13 protein-coding genes and 1 pseudogene are annotated in these 15,435 nt (G+C 74.3%); 13 read left to right on the top strand and 1 reads right to left on the bottom strand.

The window, feature by feature from the left end:
* Window positions 1–254 precede the first annotated feature (254 nt).
* The gene (locus ACQP09_RS32410) at window positions 255–734 is read left to right on the top strand and encodes a MarR family winged helix-turn-helix transcriptional regulator (protein ID WP_433406159.1); all 480 of its coding nucleotides are present in this window, start codon (window positions 255–257) and stop codon (window positions 732–734) included.
* Here the strand turns inward: ACQP09_RS32410 and ACQP09_RS32405 are convergent.
* Window positions 691–1,809: a substrate-binding domain-containing protein gene (locus ACQP09_RS32405; protein WP_433406158.1), complete on the bottom strand. Its 1,119-nt coding sequence runs from the start codon at window positions 1,807–1,809 to the stop codon at window positions 691–693. The two genes, ACQP09_RS32410 and ACQP09_RS32405, sit on opposite strands and share 44 nt — an antisense overlap.
* A gap of 196 nt (window positions 1,810–2,005) precedes the next feature.
* Here ACQP09_RS32405 and ACQP09_RS32400 point away from each other — a divergent pair, with 196 nt between their 5' ends.
* The 12 genes and pseudogenes from ACQP09_RS32400 to ACQP09_RS32345 all read left to right on the top strand — a co-directional run bounded on the left by ACQP09_RS32400 (window position 2,006) and on the right by ACQP09_RS32345 (window position 15,311).
* On the top strand, window positions 2,006–2,371 hold the full coding sequence (locus ACQP09_RS32400) for a VOC family protein (protein WP_433406155.1): 366 nt from the start codon (window positions 2,006–2,008) through the stop codon (window positions 2,369–2,371).
* Window positions 2,372–2,619: 248 nt separating this feature from the next.
* A complete protein-coding gene (locus tag ACQP09_RS32395; protein WP_433406154.1) occupies window positions 2,620–3,720 on the top strand; it encodes a tetratricopeptide repeat protein in 1,101 nt (366 codons plus the stop codon).
* Entirely contained in the window at window positions 3,717–4,766 is a 1,050-nt protein-coding gene (locus ACQP09_RS32390) for a polyprenyl synthetase family protein (RefSeq protein WP_433406152.1), read from the top strand. Before ACQP09_RS32395 ends, ACQP09_RS32390 begins: the two co-directional genes overlap by 4 nt.
* Before the next feature lie 87 nt (window positions 4,767–4,853).
* A pseudogene (locus ACQP09_RS32385) lies at window positions 4,854–5,457 on the top strand (cysteine hydrolase family protein).
* Between the two features lie 307 nt (window positions 5,458–5,764).
* On the top strand, window positions 5,765–6,940 hold the full coding sequence (locus ACQP09_RS32380; RefSeq protein WP_433406150.1) for a glycosyltransferase: 1,176 nt from the start codon (window positions 5,765–5,767) through the stop codon (window positions 6,938–6,940).
* Window positions 6,937–8,454, top strand: a complete 1,518-nt coding sequence (locus tag ACQP09_RS32375) for a sugar transferase (RefSeq protein WP_433406149.1) — start codon at window positions 6,937–6,939, stop codon at window positions 8,452–8,454. Before ACQP09_RS32380 ends, ACQP09_RS32375 begins: the two co-directional genes overlap by 4 nt.
* 2 nt (window positions 8,455–8,456) lie before the next feature.
* Window positions 8,457–9,809: an O-antigen ligase family protein gene (locus ACQP09_RS32370; protein WP_433406146.1), complete on the top strand. Its 1,353-nt coding sequence runs from the start codon at window positions 8,457–8,459 to the stop codon at window positions 9,807–9,809.
* Window positions 9,806–11,533, top strand: a complete 1,728-nt coding sequence (gene murJ / locus ACQP09_RS32365) for a murein biosynthesis integral membrane protein MurJ (RefSeq protein ID WP_433406144.1) — start codon at window positions 9,806–9,808, stop codon at window positions 11,531–11,533. The genes ACQP09_RS32370 and murJ overlap by 4 nt, the downstream gene beginning before the upstream one ends.
* Complete coding sequence (locus ACQP09_RS32360; RefSeq protein ID WP_433406142.1) at window positions 11,523–12,338, top strand: polysaccharide deacetylase family protein; 816 nt, start codon at window positions 11,523–11,525, stop codon at window positions 12,336–12,338. Before murJ ends, ACQP09_RS32360 begins: the two co-directional genes overlap by 11 nt.
* Window positions 12,335–13,471, top strand: coding sequence for a glycosyltransferase (locus ACQP09_RS32355; RefSeq protein WP_433406140.1), 1,137 nt, complete (start codon window positions 12,335–12,337; stop codon window positions 13,469–13,471). The genes ACQP09_RS32360 and ACQP09_RS32355 overlap by 4 nt, the downstream gene beginning before the upstream one ends.
* The gene (locus ACQP09_RS32350; RefSeq protein WP_433406137.1) at window positions 13,468–14,166 is read left to right on the top strand and encodes a lipopolysaccharide biosynthesis protein; all 699 of its coding nucleotides are present in this window, start codon (window positions 13,468–13,470) and stop codon (window positions 14,164–14,166) included. The genes ACQP09_RS32355 and ACQP09_RS32350 overlap by 4 nt, the downstream gene beginning before the upstream one ends.
* The gene (locus ACQP09_RS32345; RefSeq protein ID WP_433406135.1) at window positions 14,163–15,311 is read left to right on the top strand and encodes a GNAT family N-acetyltransferase; all 1,149 of its coding nucleotides are present in this window, start codon (window positions 14,163–14,165) and stop codon (window positions 15,309–15,311) included. The genes ACQP09_RS32350 and ACQP09_RS32345 overlap by 4 nt, the downstream gene beginning before the upstream one ends.
* Window positions 15,312–15,435: the final 124 nt, after the last annotated feature.

Below are 15,435 nucleotides of genomic sequence, written 5' to 3'. Positions count from 1 at the left end.
CTGCGGCGGAACTGTTTCCGGTGCGTTGCGGCGCAGTTGAGGAACAGTTTCCGACGGAAGCAATGGCGGACCGGACCCATGTGAGCCGACGTCATCCGGGCGGTGGGGCAGCGGATTTCCGGTGTCCGCCCGCATTACTTCCATCGGAAAGGATCAGAATCGGCGAATGGCCTGACAGGGGCGCGGTGATCGGTTGTAGGCTCGATCGCACCCCCGCCGCGGGGGCCGCGCCGGATGTGAGCCCGAGGAGTGCCATGGCTGGGCAGCCCCAGGAACTGCTCCACCTGCTGACCCGGGCCGAGCGCCTCGCCGCCCGTCACGTGCACGCGGCGCTCGACGCGTTCGACTGCTCCGTCGACGCGTGGCGGGTCCTCGGTCTGCTCTCCGGCGACCAGGGCCGGACCATGACCGCTCTCGCCGAGGACGCCGTCCTGCCTGCGCCGACCCTCACCAAGCTCATCGACCAACTCGTCGACCAGAACCTGGTGTTCCGCCGCGTCGACCCGGCCGACCGCCGCCGGGTCCTCGTCCAGCTCACCCCTCGGGGCCTGCGGCGGCGGCGCCAACTCTCCCGCGCGGTAAGGGCGGAGTGGGGTCCGTCGTCGCCGGGGCTCACGGAGGACGAGGAGAGTCAGCTGGTGCCGCTGCTCGGCCGGCTGTCCGACGCGCTGGCGAGCGGCGGCGACCGTGTCACAACAGGTGACGTGGAGACGGAAGTTGGGCGAGCACGGTGAAGTCGAGCCCGTCGGCCTCCGCCAGATAGATACGCTGGCGCACATGCCGCCCGTCCAGGCCGAGCAGGCCGCGCGGACCCTCGTACCGGACGTGTCCGGCGGCCGCGCCGATGGCGGACACATCCAGGGTGCGGGCGCGCTCGATGAGCGCCGCGAGCAGCAGCACGCCTTCGTAGCAGGACTCGCCGAGGCTGCCCGGGACCGGCGCGTCCGGGCCGAAGCGGGCGGCGTAACGGCCGTGGAAGTCCATGCTGTACCCATCCGCGAGCGAGGCGAAGAAGCCGGCCGCGCTGTAGAGGCCGACCGTTGCCTCGGGGCCGCTGCCGAGGAGCATGCTCTCGTCCATCAAGGTGCTCAGCCGCAGGCAGCGCGCGTCCAGCCCGGCCGCGGCGAACGCCCGGTTGAAGCGGACCGCGTCGCTGCCCACGAGCAGCATCAGCACAGCGTCGGCGTCCGCCCGCTCGATGCGCCGCAGCACATCGGCGAAGTCGTCCGTGCCGAGCGGCAGATACGCCTCTCCGCAGACCCGCCCCCGGGACTCGCGCGCGTACCGGCGGGCCGCCCGGGCGGTGTGCCGCGGCCAGACGTAGTCGTTGCCGACGACGAACCAGCGGCGTACGCCCCGGGTCCGCGCGAGCATCCGCATCGCCGGGAGCAGCTGCCCTGCCGGGGTCTCGCTCGTCATGAAGACACCCTCGGTCCGCTCACCGCCCTCGTACAGCGCGGTGTAGACGTACGGCACCCGGTGCGCCACCCGTGGTGCCACCGCCTGCCGCACCGAGCTGATGTGCCAGCCGGTGACCCCTTGCACCGCTCCCGCCGCCACCAGCGCCTCGACCTCCGCCGCGACGCTCGACGGCTCCGCGCCGCCGTCCACCTCCAGGAGCCGCAGCTCCCGCCCCAGCACCCCGCCCGCCGCGTTGACCTCCTCCACGGCCAGCCCCGCGCACGCCGCGCACCCGGGCCCGAAGATCCCCGCCGGTCCCTGCATCGGGTACACCAGCGCCACGTTCAGCACCGACGCGTCCACCGTGAACCACTCGGAGGCGGACAGGCGCGCCGGAGACCATGACATGCCCTCATGATTGCGCCACCCCCGGCCCGGATCCGGACGGGGCCCGGGATCGAGACCGATTCGTAGAGGTACGCGCCTGGGTGCCGGGACGGGACACCTGCGCGGGCGGGATTGTCGCCGTACGGTGGAAGAAGCGTGCGCCCACGGACGGGTGCGCATCCCCACAGGGACGGCGAGAGACGGCAGGTGCCCCGCGATGGCCGGTGAGATCTCCTTCTTCGAGCTCGGGGTGGACGATCCCGGGAAGGCCCGGACGTTCTACGGCGCGCTCTTCGGGTGGAACTTCGAGCCGGGCCCCTCGGGTAAGGGCGGCTTCGCGATCGGGACACCGAGCGGGCAGGGAGGCGTCCACGGCGGTGACCCCGGCGGCGGCCCGTACCTCTTCTTCCGGGTCGACGACTTGGACGCCGCGGTGGCGCAGGTGCGCGAGCTGGGCGGCAGCGTGGAGGGCACGGACCTGGGCGAGGACGACGCGTCGGCCGCCCGGTTCGGCCGGTTCCGGCTCTGCCGCGACGACCAGGGCTCGCCGTTCGGGCTGCACGAACCGCCGGGCGTCCACTGACATCCACTGGCATCCAGGGCTTCGGTTACCGCACGGGGACGTCCCGGAGAACGTCCTGCGCGGTTCGAGCAACCCCAAGGGCTCCGCTGCCGTCTTGATCACCGACAGAACGGTTCGCCGCCCGGGAGACGAGCGGCGTCCGCCCCCACCTGTACCGGGCCCGGAGAACCGGCCAACTATGCGCTCCATGTATACACCGAGCGGATAGTGGAGGCCGGTCCCGCCCGGACACCGCGCGGAAGGCACCCATGCAGACCAAGGCACTGGCGCCCGAGTACCAGGGCGCTCTCACCAAGATGTCGGTGAACGCCTCCCTCACCGACGTCCTGGCCGAAGGCGTAAGGCATCTGAAACAGGCCGAGCTCTCCGGCTCGCAGGAGGAGGTGGCGCGGACCGGGCTCGCGGTGGCCGAGGCGCACCGCCGGCTCGGGCAGGTCGAGGAGGCGGACCGGGCGTGGAAGGCCAGCTACCGGGCCGCGCGCTCGGCCGGGGCCACCGGGGCGATGGCGTGGGCGCTGTGGAGCGGGGGGACGCTGGCGCGCCAACGGGGTTCGCTGCGCCTCGCGTTCCGGCTGCTGGGGCTCGCGGCCGAGCTGGGCAAGCGCGGCGGGGACGTGGTGGCGCGCGGCTACTCGCTCGCCGGACTGGCCGAGACCGGACGCATCCAGGGCGACTATGCGACGGTCGCCACGCTCCACGAGCAGCTCCTCGCCGAGGCCCGCGCCCGGGGCGAGGCGCGCCATACGGTGTGGGCGCTGGAGGGCATCGCGCAGATCCACCGCAACACCGGGCAGCTCGACTCGGCGCTGGAGATGTTCGAGGAGGCGGCCGTCCTCGCCGGGAACGCCGACGACCGGCGGGGCCGGGCCTGGGCCCTGCGCGGCATCGCTGACATCGTTTCCCTCCGCGACGGCGGCACGGAACGCGCGCTCGGCCTGCTCGCCGAGGCCGAGGTCACCTGCCGGGAGATGAAGCTCTCCAGCGCGCTCGCCTACAACCACAAGATGCGCGCCAACGTGCTCTTCCGCGCTGGCCGGTACGAGGAGGCGCGCGAGGTGTACGAGCAGGCGCTGACGGAGTTCCGCGCGATGACCGAGCCTCGGGGCGAGGCGCTGGCGGCCCTGGGCCTGGTCAAGGCACGCGCCCGCCTGGGCCGGGACCGCGCGGCCACGGCGGCGGAGCTGGACGAGCTGCGCGGCAGGCTGAGCCGGATCGGGCTGCTCAACGCCCGGGAGATGGTGGAGAAGGCGTACGCGGAACTGGGCGTGGAACCGGCGGCGGAGGGCGAGGAGAGCGGCGGGCGCTCCATCGGACCCGCCGCCCCGCACGAGGAGGCCCGGGCCCGATGACGCTGTCCACGACCCGGCAGGCGCCGGCGCCGCAGATACTCGACCGGTGCCGTGAACTCGTCCGGCCCGCGCTCGTGGAGTCGGTGCGCCGGCTCCACCCCTGGCACGCCGAGACGGCCGCCTTCTCGCTGGGCTGGAGCGGCGTGGACGGCGACCCGGTCCCCGGCTCGCAGGGCAAGGGGGTCCGCCAGGCGCTCGCGGTGCTCGGCGCGGAGGCCGCCGGGGGCAGCGGCCGGGACGGGGTCACCGGCGCGGTCGCCGTCGAGCTCGTCCACACCTTCTCGCTCATCCACGACGACATCATGGACGGCGACGAGACCCGGCGGCGCCGCCCGACCGTGTGGAAGGCATACGGCACCGGCCCGGCGGTCCTCGCCGGGGACGCCCTGTTCGCGCTGGCCGTCCGGACCCTGACGGAGGTCCCGGGCGCCACGGGGGCGGCGGCGGTGCGCCATCTGTCGGCGGCGCTGGGCGATCTGGTGCACGGTCAGGCGCAGGACCTGCTCTTCGAGTCGCGGCCGTGGACCGGGCCCGACGCGGTCCTGCCGCACGAGTACCGGGCGATGGCCACGCAGAAGACCGGGTCGCTGCTCGGCTGCGCCGCCGCCCTGGGCGCGGTGCTGGCCGGGGCGCCGGCGGCCACGGCCGACGCGCTGGACCGGGCGGGACGGCACCTGGGCGTGGCCTTCCAGACGGTGGACGACCTGCTGGGCATCTGGGGCGATCCGCAGGTGACGGGGAAGCCGGTGCACAGCGATCTGCGGCGGCTGAAGAAGACCTTCCCGGTCCTGGCGGCCCTGGCCTCCGACCACCCGGCGGCCCGACGGCTGGAGGCCCTCCTCACCGGGGCCGATCCGCTCGACGAGGCGGGGCTGCGCCGGGCGGCCGAGCTGGTCGACGAGGCCGGCGGCCGCCGGGCCACGGTCACCGAGGCCCGGGAACACCTGCGGGCCGCCCGCGCCTGCCTGGACGGAGTGGAGCTGCACGAGGGCGCGCGCGGCGATCTGCTGACCCTGATCCCCTTCCTCGTCGACCGCACCGGCTGACCCGGGGCCGGCGGCCCTTCCCCGGGCCGCCGGCTGCGAGGATGGTCACTCCCGAAGCCCCCGCACACCCCGAAGGCCTGAGCCGTCATGTCTCCGCTCCCCCCGCCCGTACAGGCACTGCTCGTCGTCGATCTCCAGGCGGCCTTCGTCGCGGGCGGGAACCCCGTGCCCGACGCGCGCCGGCTGCTGGACCGGGTCGAGCGCCTCGTCCGCCGCGCCCGGGCAGCCGGGGCGCTCGTCGTCCACCTGCAGAACGACGGGCCGGCCGGCGAGCCCGACGAACCGTACACACCCGGCTGGGAGTTGTACCTTCCGGTCGCCGCAGGACCGGCCGAGACCGTGATCCGCAAGACCGAGGACGACGGCTTCGCGTCCACCACGCTGGAGGACCGGCTGACGGCCGCCGGGGTCGCGTCGCTCGCCGTGTGCGGGGTCATGTCGGAGATGTGCGTCCTGGCCACCGCGCGCCGGGCGCTGGAGCTGGAGTACCCGGGTCGTGCTGCCGCACGACGCCCACGCCACGTACGACATCCCGGCCGCGCCGGGCATCAGCGAGCGCGTTCCGGCGGCGATGGCGTCCCGGGTCGCGGAATGGGCCCTCGGCAACGAGGTGGAGGTCGTCGCCCGTGCCGAGGACGTCACCTTCACGGCCACCCGGGCGGAGCCCTTTACCGACAATAGAACTGCGTGACCGTCACATAGATGGTGCCGCCATCCACCGCGGCAACCGGCCGTCGCCGAGATGCGGCGAACAGCGCCACCCCCTCCCCGGAGCAATTCCTCCGGCCCGCTCCCGCAATTGCGCCGCGCCCACTCCTCAGACGCGCATTCCGGCACCTTCACGAGGACACGGGACGGCCGCACGGACCACCTGATCAGCGGCATCGTGCCGGTAATCCTCACGTGGTCGTATGAGCGAGTCACGCGCACGATTTCGCCATATGTCTGCCAAAGTGCACTTCGGCTTTACTCACCGGATTGAGCGAAGAGAGCCGTACGTGCTGCACATGCGTCGTGCCGAAGAAAGACAATTGACGGTCCTTCATCTGGTTCAGCCCGTGGACGGTGGAGTGGCCCGGGTCGTCACCGATCTCGTCAGGGCCCAGGCCGTCGCCGGGCTGCGGCCCGTGGTGGCCTGTCCGCCCGGCAGCCCGCTGGCCGTCGGGGCGGCCGCCGCGGGAGCTCAGGTCCGGGGCTGGTCCGCCACCCGGGCGCCGGGTCCACGGCTGGCCGGTGAGGTCGCCGGGGCGCGGCAGATCGTCCGCGACTGCCGCCCGCACGTGGTGCACGCGCACAGCGCCAAAGCAGGCCTCGCGGGCCGCATCGCCGTACGGGGCAAGGTGCCCACGGTGTTCCAGCCGCACGCCTGGTCCTTCGAGGCCGTACGCGGCCGGACCGCCGAACTGGCCCTGAACTGGGAGCGGTTCGGGGCGCGCTGGGCCGATCACATCCTCTGCGTCAGCGAGTCCGAGCGGCGCACCGGACAGGAGGCGGGCATCACCGCCCGCTGGTCGGTGATCCACAACGGCATCGATCTCGACCGCTTCCGCCCCGGCGGCCAGGCCGACCGCACAGCCGCCCGGGCCTCGCTGCCGCTACTGGACGGGACGGATCCGCAGGCCCCGCTCGTCGTCTGCGTCGGCCGCCTGACCCGGCAGAAGGGCCAGGACGTCCTGCTGAGCGCCTGGCGGCGGCTGCGGGTCCCGGGAGCGCGCCTCGTCCTCGTCGGCGACGGCCCCGACCGCGCCGGCCTGGAGGAGGCGGCTCCGTCCGGCGTCCTGTTCACCGGGGCGAGCGCCGACGTGAGGCCGTGGATCCACGCGGCGGACCTCGTCGTCCTGCCGTCCCGCTGGGAGGGCATGGCGCTGGCCCCGCTGGAGGCCATGGCCTGCGGCCGGGCCGTGGTGATGAGCGAGGTGAGCGGGGCGCGGGAGAGCGTGGCGCCGGGCGACGAGGGCCACCTCCTCGTACCGCCCGAGGACCCCGCGGCGCTGGCGGCCTCGCTCACCGCTCTGCTCACCGATCCGGAGCTGCGCGAGGCGGTGTCCCACCGGGCCCTGCACCATGCCCGGGCGGCGTTCGACGTCCGACGGACCGCGGGGGCGGTTGCCGGTCTTTACCAGGAAATTGTCTCCCTGTCCGGCCCCACGATGAGGAAGCGCACCGAGCGATGACGATGGAGAGTGCACCGGTCCCCGGTGCCGGCCAGGCCACAGCCGTACAGGCTCACACGGTTCATCCGCCGCGAAGAAGCGACGGCGGTACGCGGGTGCTCGGCGGTGGACGGCGCGCCACCCGGGTCGCGCCCGCCGCGCAGCTCCTCGGTGCCGACGCGGCGGCGCTGGCCGTCACGTTCGCCGTGTGCACCCCGGCCGGCTGGCCCTGGCCCGTGGTCGCCGCGCAGGCGGTGGCGCAGGTGCTGCTCCACGCGTACCGGGGTCTCTACCGGCTCGGCCTCTCCCCCTCGGTGCTCTCCGAAGTGCCCGCGCTCCTCGGCCTCGCGCTGCTCCAGTGGTACGTGACCATGGAGGTGGTCGCGGCCTGGGCCCCGGCCCATGAGATCGGCTGGACGGTGCTGGCGTACGCGGCGGCCGCGCAGACCGTGCTGTGCGCTTCCGGACGCGCGGTCGTGCACCGGGTCCGCCACCGGTCGGCGGTCCGCAACCCGCTCTCCACGCTGATCGTCGGCCACGGCCCGGTCGCCCGGCAGGTGACGGCCGCGCTGTACGACCACCCCGAGTACGGGCTGCGCCCGGTCGGCCGGGTCGCCGCATCCACCGGTCCCGACGCCTCCCCCGCCTCCGGAGTCTCCGGCGTCTCCGCCCAGGAGCCCGCGGCGCGGCCGGACGTCCTGAAGCTGCCGGTCCTGGTGACTCCGCAGGAGGTGGGACGGGCCGTCGTGCAGAACAGCGTGCGGCACGCGGTGTTCACCGCACCGCCCGGGACGACGCCCGACGGGCCCGCCCTCTTCGCCCTGCTCACCGGGCACGGCTGCCGGGTGTGGCTGGTCACCGGCGACACCGCCGTAGCCGCCCGCCCGGCCGGCGTGCGCCCCGACCATCTGTGGGGGTTCGCCGCCCATCCGCTCCAGGACGGCACGCACCGGCCCGTCAGCCACGCGGCGAAGCGGGTGATGGACGCGGTGCTGGCGGGCGTCGGCCTGGTGCTGGTGGCGCCGCTGATGGCGGGGTGCGCGCTGGCGGTACGGCTCTCGGACGGCCCCGGCGTCATCTTCCGGCAGGAGCGGGTGGGCCGGCACGGCCGTCCGTTCGTCCTGCTCAAGTTCCGTACGCTGCGGCCCGCCGACGCCCAGGAGTCCGCGACCCGGTGGAACGTGGCCTCCGACGGACGGATGAGCCGCGTCGGCCGGCTGCTGCGCCGCACCTCGCTGGACGAGCTGCCGCAGCTGTGGAACGTCCTGCGCGGTGACATGAGCCTGGTCGGCCCGCGGCCCGAACGACCTTTCTTCGTCGCGCAGTTCAGCCGGATGCACCCCGGCTACCAGGCCCGCCACCGGATGCCGGTCGGCATCACCGGGCTGGCTCAGGTGAACGGGTTGCGCGGTGACACCTCGATCGAGGAGCGGGCCCGGTTCGACAACCGGTACATCGAGACCTGGTCCCTGTGGCAGGACGCGTGCGTACTGGCGCGGACGGCGGGCTCCTTCTTCCGGCTCGGAGGCAGCTGACCATGGCCGCCACGCTGACCGCCCCGGCGCCCGGGGCCCCGGCCCCCGCCGCTCCCCGTCCCTCACCGGGCGGGTGGCGGAGCCGGTGGCCGCTGCTCCCGCTGATCGCGACCGTGCTGCTGCCCGCGCTGCCGTACGCCCTCGGGGGCGGCGTGGGACCGGCCGACATCGCCTCGGCCGTCGCGGTCCTGGTCTGCGGGGGGCGGCTGCTGTACCTCCGGCGGCGCCCGCTCGGCCCGGCCGCCGCCCTGGTGCTGGGACTGCCCGCCGTGGGCTTCGCGGTGGCGACGGTGACGGCGGCCGATCCGGCCGCGGCGCTGCCGGGGCTGGTCCGCTACCTCCAGGTCTTCGTCCTGGTCCCGGCCGCCGTCTGCCTCCTGCTCAAGGACGCCCACGGTTTCCGGATCGTCGCCGGGGCCCTGGTGCTCCTGGCGCTCGTGCAGGGCGTGGTGGGCGTGGACCAGTACGTCACCGGGACCGGTGCCTCGTACATGGGCGAGGATCTCCGGGCGGTCGGCACGTTCGGCCCGAGCGACATCATGGGCATGGCCACGGTCGTCGCGTACGGGCTGCTCGCCGCTGCCGCGTGCGCGCTGCGGACCCCGCGCACCGCCCCGGCGTGGCTGCGTCCGTGCGCCGCCGTCGTGGCCGTCGGGCTGATCGTGCCGCTCGCGCTCTCCTTCAGCCGGGGCGTGTGGATCGCGACGGCGGCCGCTCTCCTGGTCGTTCTCGCCCTGACGGGCCGCCGGCAGGCGCTGACGTCGCTGGCGGTGCTGGGGGCCACGGGGGTGGTCCTGGTCGGCGGGTTCGGCATCGGTTCGGAGATGATCGCGGACCGGGCCGCCAGCGTGACCGAGGTGACCCGGGCCCCCGACCGGTCGGTGAACGACCGGTACACGATGTGGGGCGCGGCGGGCTCCATGTGGCGCGAGCAGCCCCTGACCGGAGTCGGTCTCAAGGGCTTCCCCGACCACCGCGACGCCCACGCGTCGATCGGCCTCTCCTCCGGCAGCGACACGGCGGGCGCGGGCCAGGAGTTCCGCAAGCAGGCGCTCCTCTCGCCGCACAACATGTATCTGCTCATCCTCAGCGAACAGGGCCTCATCGGTCTGACGGCGGTCGTCGGCAGCTGGGCGGCGATCCTGGTCGGTGCCGTACGCCGGCTGGTCCGGGCCCGCTCACGCGGCGACGCGGCCGTGGACTGCGGTCTGGTGGCGGTCGCGCTGATGACCTGGCAGAGCGTCAACTTCCTGTACTCCGACATCGGCGGACCCACGACCGTGCTGGGCGGCGTCGTCCTGGGGCTCGCGGCCTGGTGGGCGCTGGCCGAGCCGGAGAAGGCGGGTACGGCGTGAGCGACACCGGGACGGGCACGGGAACCGAGGCGGAGACACGCGAGGCGACTGCTCCTCCCCTGCTCCCCGGCCCCGGCCAGCCCCCGGGTTCCGGTCCCGGCCCGGCCACCGCACCGGAGCCCGCGGGCGGCGACGCTCCCGGGCTCGGCTCCTTCCTCGCCCGGGCGGCGGCGGCCACGGCGGTCCTCACCGTCCTCGGGGCCGTACTCGGCCTCGTACGGGACCAGGCGATCGCCCGGTACTTCGGCGCGAGCGACGCCAGTGACGCGTTCCTGATCGCCTGGACCGTGCCGGAGATGGCGGCCACGCTCCTCATCGAGGACGGAATGGCGCTGCTCCTCGTCCCGGCCTTCAGCCTCGCCCTCACCCGCCGCGCGGACGCCGGGAGCGCCGCACGGACGGAGAGCGGGGAGCCGGGCCCCGACCCCGTACGCGAACTGGTGGCGGCCACCCTGCCCCGGCTCTGCCTCGGGCTCATGGCCGGTGCGGCGCTGCTGATGGCGGGCGCTCCGTGGGTCGTCGGCGTCCTGGCGCCCGGACTGGCCGATCCGGACCTGGCGGTCGACTGCACCCGGCTGACCGCCGTCACCGTGCTCACCTTCGGCATCACCGGCTACTTCAGCGCCGCCCTGCGCGCCCACCGCAGTTTCGTGCCGCCCGCCTGTGTCTACGTCGCGTACAACATCGGCATCATCGGCATGACGCTGGCGCTGCACTCGGTGTGGGGCGTGCGGGCGGCCGCCGCGGGGGTCGCCGTCGGCAGCCTGCTCATGATCCTCACCCAACTCCCCACCTTCCTCAGGCTCCTGCCCCTGGCGCGTCCCCGCCTCGGACGCCTGAGGCGACGGGCCGTACGCACCGCTCCGCTGCTCGGCCTGACGGTCCTCGCGCCGGTCGTGCTGTTCGTGGTGAGCCGCCAGTCGCAGGTGCTGGTCGAACGGTTCCTGGCCTCCACGCTTCCCGCCGGTGCCATCTCGCATCTCAACTACGCGCAGAAGGTCGCGCAGATGCCGATGGTGCTCTCGCTGATGATCTGCACGGTGACGTTCCCGGTCGTCGCGCGGGCCATGGCCGACGGTCAGCGGGAGAAGGCCCGGCAGCGGGTGGAGCGGGATCTCGCGCTGGCGGGGATGGTGGTGCTGCTCGGCACGGCGGTCGTGCTCGGTTACGCGCCCCAGATCATCGAAGTCCTCTTCCAGCGCGGCGCGTTCGACACCGCCGACACCGAGGCCACCGCCCAGGTGATGCGGGTCTACGCGGCGGGGCTGCTCGGCCACTGTCTCGTCGGCGCGCTGAGCCGCCCGTTCTTCTCGTCCGGCCGGCCCACCTGGTTCCCGGCCTTCGCGATGGGCACCGGGCTCCTCGTCACGATGGGCGCCGGGTACGCGCTCACGTACCGCTTCGGCGTCGACGGCATCGCCACCGCCAACGCGATCGGGATCAGCACCACCGCGCTGCTCCTGCTGATGGGGCTCGGCACCCGGGTGGTCCCGATCCGGGCGCGTGCGGTCGCCTGGTCGCTCGGCCGGCTCGCGGGCGCCGCGCTGGTGGCCGGGGCGGCGGGCTGGGCGGTGGCGCCGCTGCTCTCCGACGCCGTGGTGAGCCTGGCCGCCGGATGTGTCCTCGTCCCCGCCGTCTTCTTCCTGACCGGGCTGGCCCTGCGCTCGCCCGAGGTCGTCTCCCTGCTGGCACTCATCCGACGGAGGTTCACTGATGGCCGTTGACCCCTCGGCGCCTTGCGCCGACGCTCCCTCGTCCCGGCTCCGCCCGCACACCCGCCGTCAGCCGTGGATCCTCACGTACCACTCGGTGACGGACACCGACGACGACCCGTACGGCATCACCGTCTCCCCTCGGCGGCTCGGCGAGCAGCTGGCCTGGCTGCGCAGCAGAGGGCTGCGTGGAGTCGGCGTGGCGGAGCTGATGCGGGCCCACGCGGCGGGGCGGCGCGGGCTGGTCGGGCTGACCTTCGACGACGGGTACGCGGACTTCCTCCACGAGGCCCTGCCGGTGCTCCGTACCCACGGCTGCACCGCCACGGTCTTCGTCCTGCCGGGACGGCCGGGGGGCGTCAACGCGTGGGATCCGCTCGGGCCGCGCAAGCCGCTGCTCACCTACGACGGGATCCGGCGGATCGCCGAGGCCGGGATGGAGGTCGGCTCGCACGGCCTCCTCCACCAGGACCTCACCACACTCTCGGACCAGGAGCTGCGCCACGAGACGGTCCGCAGCCGGGAGGCGATCGGCGAACTCACCGGCACCCCGCCCGAGGGCTTCTGCTATCCGTACGGGACGCTCGACCGGCGGGTCGCGGAGGCGGTCCGCTCCGCCGGGTACGGGTACGGCTGCGCGCTGGTTCCCGGCCCGCTGATCAGCCGGTTCGCCCTTCCCCGCACCCACATCAGCCAGGCCGACCGGGGCGTGCGCCTCTGGGCCAAGGACCTGCGGCACGGGTTGCGGCACGGAGCGGTCGTGCCCGGTGCCGGCTCCCGTACCGCCTCTCCGGTACGGGCGGGTGGCCCGCGGTGAGGGCGCTGCACGTCATCACCGGGCTCGGGGTCGGTGGCGCCGAGCAGCAGTTGCGGCTGCTGCTGCGCCATCTGCCCGTGGAGTGCGACGTGGTGACGCTGACCAACCCGGGCCCGGTGGCGGACGGCCTGCGGGCCGACGGGGTGCGCGTCGTCCACCTGGGGATGCGCGGCAACCGGGACCTGTCGGCGGTCGGCCGGCTGACCCGGCTGATCCGCGACGGCCGCTACGACCTGGTCCACACGCACCTCTACCGCGCCTGTGTGTACGGGAGGATCGCCGCGCGCCTCGCAGGTGTCCGGGCGGCCGTGGCGACCGAACACTCCCTGGGGCGCGCCGAGATCGAGGGCCGTCCGCTGACCCGGGGCATCCGCGCCCTCTACCTCTCCACCGAGCGCCTGGGCGCGGCCACCGTCGCCGTCTCCTCCACCGTCGCCGGGCGGCTGCGGGACTGGGGCGTGCCGGCCGAGCGGATCCGGCTGGTGCCCAACGGCATCGACGCGGACCGCTACCGCTTCGACCCGGACCGGCGGCTCGCCGTGCGGGCGGCGCTCGGGATCCCGGAGGACGCGTTCGTGGTCGGCGGGGTGGGCCGGCTGGTGCCCGGCAAGCGCTTCGACGTGGCGGTACGGGCGGTCGCCGCGCTGCCGGAGGCCCGTCTGCTGCTGGCCGGTGACGGGCCGGAGGCCGGGGCACTACGGACCCTGGCGGCCGAGCTGGGGGCGGCGGACCGGATCCGGCTCCTCGGGGAGTGCGGCGCGGGCGGGGGCGGCCCGGTGCCCGGGGTCCCGGCGCTGCTGAGCGCCGTCGACACCTTCGTATCGACCTCCCGCGAGGAGTCGTTCGGCCTGGCCGCTGTGGAGGCGCTCGCCGCCGGGCTGCCCGTGCTGCACGACGCCTGTCCGGCCATCGACGACCTGTCCGCCGCCCATGCCCCGGGCGCCACCCGGATCGCCGGGAGCCCCGACGAGCTGACCGCCGTGCTGCGGCAGCGGATACAGGCCCGCCCGGACCGCCGCCCGCCGCCCCGGGCCGTCGGCCACTACGACATCCGGCGCAGCAGCGAGCGCCTGATGGATGTGTACGCGTACGCCCTCGACACCGCCCCACCGAACCGGAGAGCCCTTCCATGACCGAGTCTCCCGCGCAGCAGCGACCCGCCGTCCTGCGGCAGCGGCTGCGTACCGCCCCCGCCCAGCTGCGCACCGCCCTCACCCGGCTGCCCCACTGGTGGCCCCTGCCCGTCTGTGTGCTGCTCGGCACCGCCTCCGGGCTCTCGTACGGGCTGCTCGCCACGCCTCAGTACGAGGCCACCAGTTACGCCATGGCGGTCGCCGAGGAGGAGACGGACCCGGCCGCCGCGCTCGGCTACGCGCAGTCCTACGGGCGTCTCGTCACCAGCGACGCCACCCTCTCCTACGCCCAGGGCGCGGCCGGTGAGCGGATGCGCGCGCTCCGTTCCCAGGTGCGCTCGGAGACCTCCCCGGACTCGCCGATGATCGCGGTCACCGGGACGTCGGACAAGCCGGGCCGGGCGGCCGACATCGCCAACGCGGTGATCGAGGCCGTCATCGTGAGCAGCGGCCATGTCTCCAAGGACACCGGGGTGAAGCTGATCAAGTTCACGCATGCGATGAAGCCGGACCAGCCGGTCTCACCGTCGGTGCCGCTGGGCACCGCCGTGGGCGCGGCCGCGGGTGGTCTGATCGGCGGTCTCGTCCTGCTGGTCCGGCCGCGGCGCGCGGGCTGGAGCGTCTCCGCCCAGGTGCCCGGGCCGACCGCCGCCGAGGACCACAGCACCACCGAGGACCGGGAGCTCGTGCGATGACGGCCGACCGGGCGGGCAGCCTCACCGTGACGCTCTGCCGTGACTTCCGGGAGTTCGGCGCGCTCGCCGGGGAGTGGGACGCGCTGCACCGCCGCTGCGCCACCGCCACCCCGTTCCAGAGCCACGCCTGGCTCCACTCCTGGTGGCTCTCCTACGGCCAGGAGGGCAGGCTGCGCGTCCTGCTGGTCCGCCGCTCGGGGCGGCTGATCGGAGCGGCGCCGCTGATGCTGGTGCACCGGCCGATGCCGCTGCTGGTGCCGATGGGCGGGGCGATCTCCGACTTCTTCGACATCCTGCTGGACGAGGAGGAGGCCGGGTACGCGGTCGGGGCGCTCCAGCGCGGTCTGGACCGGGCGGCCCGGCACACCGTCGTCGACCTGCGGGAGGTGCGGCCGGACGCGTCGGCGCAGCTGCTGTTCGGCCGGTGGCCGGGCGCGCGGAGCCGGCTCACGGACTCGACGTGCATGGAGCTGCCGGCCCAGCCGCTCGGCGACCTGGTGGGACAGCTCACCGGCTCGCGGGGCCAGCGGCTGCGGGCCAAGCTGCGCCGGATCGAGGCCCTGGACGTGGAAGCCCGCAAGATCCCGCAGGACGGGGTGCCGGCGGCGATCGGCACCCTGCTGCGGCTCCACGAACTCCAGTGGCGGGACCGCGGGGTCAACCCGGAGCACCTGCGGGCCCGGTTCTCGGACCACCTGATCCGCTCGGTGGGCCGGATGGTCGGCGACGGCACGGCCGCCGTCACCGAGTTCCTGATGGGCGGCGAGGTCGTGGCGGCCAATCTGACCCTGCAGTCCGGGCAGCTGGCGGGCGGCTATCTGTACGGGGCGGACCCGGGGCTGCGGGAGCGGAAGGTCGATGTGTCGACCATGCTGCTGCGCGAGGTCTCCCAGCAGGCGTCGGAGACCGGCCGTGAGGTGCTGAGCCTGCTGCGCGGCGCCGAGCAGTACAAGAACCACTGGCAGCCGGTCACGGTGGTCAACCAGCGGCTCCTGCTGGCCCGGCCCGGTCTGGAGCCGCTGCTGCGGCTGCGGGAGTCGCAGGTGGCGGTACGGGAGCGGGCCGTGGAGACGGTCAAGACCCGGTTCCCCGCCGCGCGGGACTGGCACGAGCGGCTTACCACGCTTCCGGTCATCGGGCGGTGAGGCGGGCCGCGACAGGCCGGAGGACAGCACCGGAAACATCACCTGCACGTCGATCCGTTACCGACCGGCGCCTCTCGCGTTGTCAGGGCATGCGGGTCTCGTGCTCCGCAGCAACCCCCCTTCC

Origin of the sequence: Streptomyces sp. CA-146814 (assembly GCF_050942385.1) — a bacterium.
Classification (GTDB): Bacteria; Actinomycetota; Actinomycetes; order Streptomycetales; family Streptomycetaceae; genus Streptomyces.
The sequence above is the reverse complement of the archived record's forward strand: the minus strand, read 5'-3'. Positions and strand labels throughout refer to the sequence as shown.

Coding starts and splice junctions, on each gene's coding strand:
- ACQP09_RS32410 (WP_433406159.1), top strand. CDS start 255: ATGGCTGGGCAGCCCCAGGAACTGCTCCACCTGCTGACCCGGGCCGAG.
- ACQP09_RS32405 (WP_433406158.1), bottom strand. CDS start 1,809: ATGTCATGGTCTCCGGCGCGCCTGTCCGCCTCCGAGTGGTTCACGGTG.
- ACQP09_RS32400 (WP_433406155.1), top strand. CDS start 2,006: ATGGCCGGTGAGATCTCCTTCTTCGAGCTCGGGGTGGACGATCCCGGG.
- ACQP09_RS32395 (WP_433406154.1), top strand. CDS start 2,620: ATGCAGACCAAGGCACTGGCGCCCGAGTACCAGGGCGCTCTCACCAAG.
- ACQP09_RS32390 (WP_433406152.1), top strand. CDS start 3,717: ATGACGCTGTCCACGACCCGGCAGGCGCCGGCGCCGCAGATACTCGAC.
- ACQP09_RS32375 (WP_433406149.1), top strand. CDS start 6,937: ATGACGATGGAGAGTGCACCGGTCCCCGGTGCCGGCCAGGCCACAGCC.
- ACQP09_RS32370 (WP_433406146.1), top strand. CDS start 8,457: ATGGCCGCCACGCTGACCGCCCCGGCGCCCGGGGCCCCGGCCCCCGCC.
- ACQP09_RS32360 (WP_433406142.1), top strand. CDS start 11,523: ATGGCCGTTGACCCCTCGGCGCCTTGCGCCGACGCTCCCTCGTCCCGG.
- ACQP09_RS32350 (WP_433406137.1), top strand. CDS start 13,468: ATGACCGAGTCTCCCGCGCAGCAGCGACCCGCCGTCCTGCGGCAGCGG.
- ACQP09_RS32345 (WP_433406135.1), top strand. CDS start 14,163: ATGACGGCCGACCGGGCGGGCAGCCTCACCGTGACGCTCTGCCGTGAC.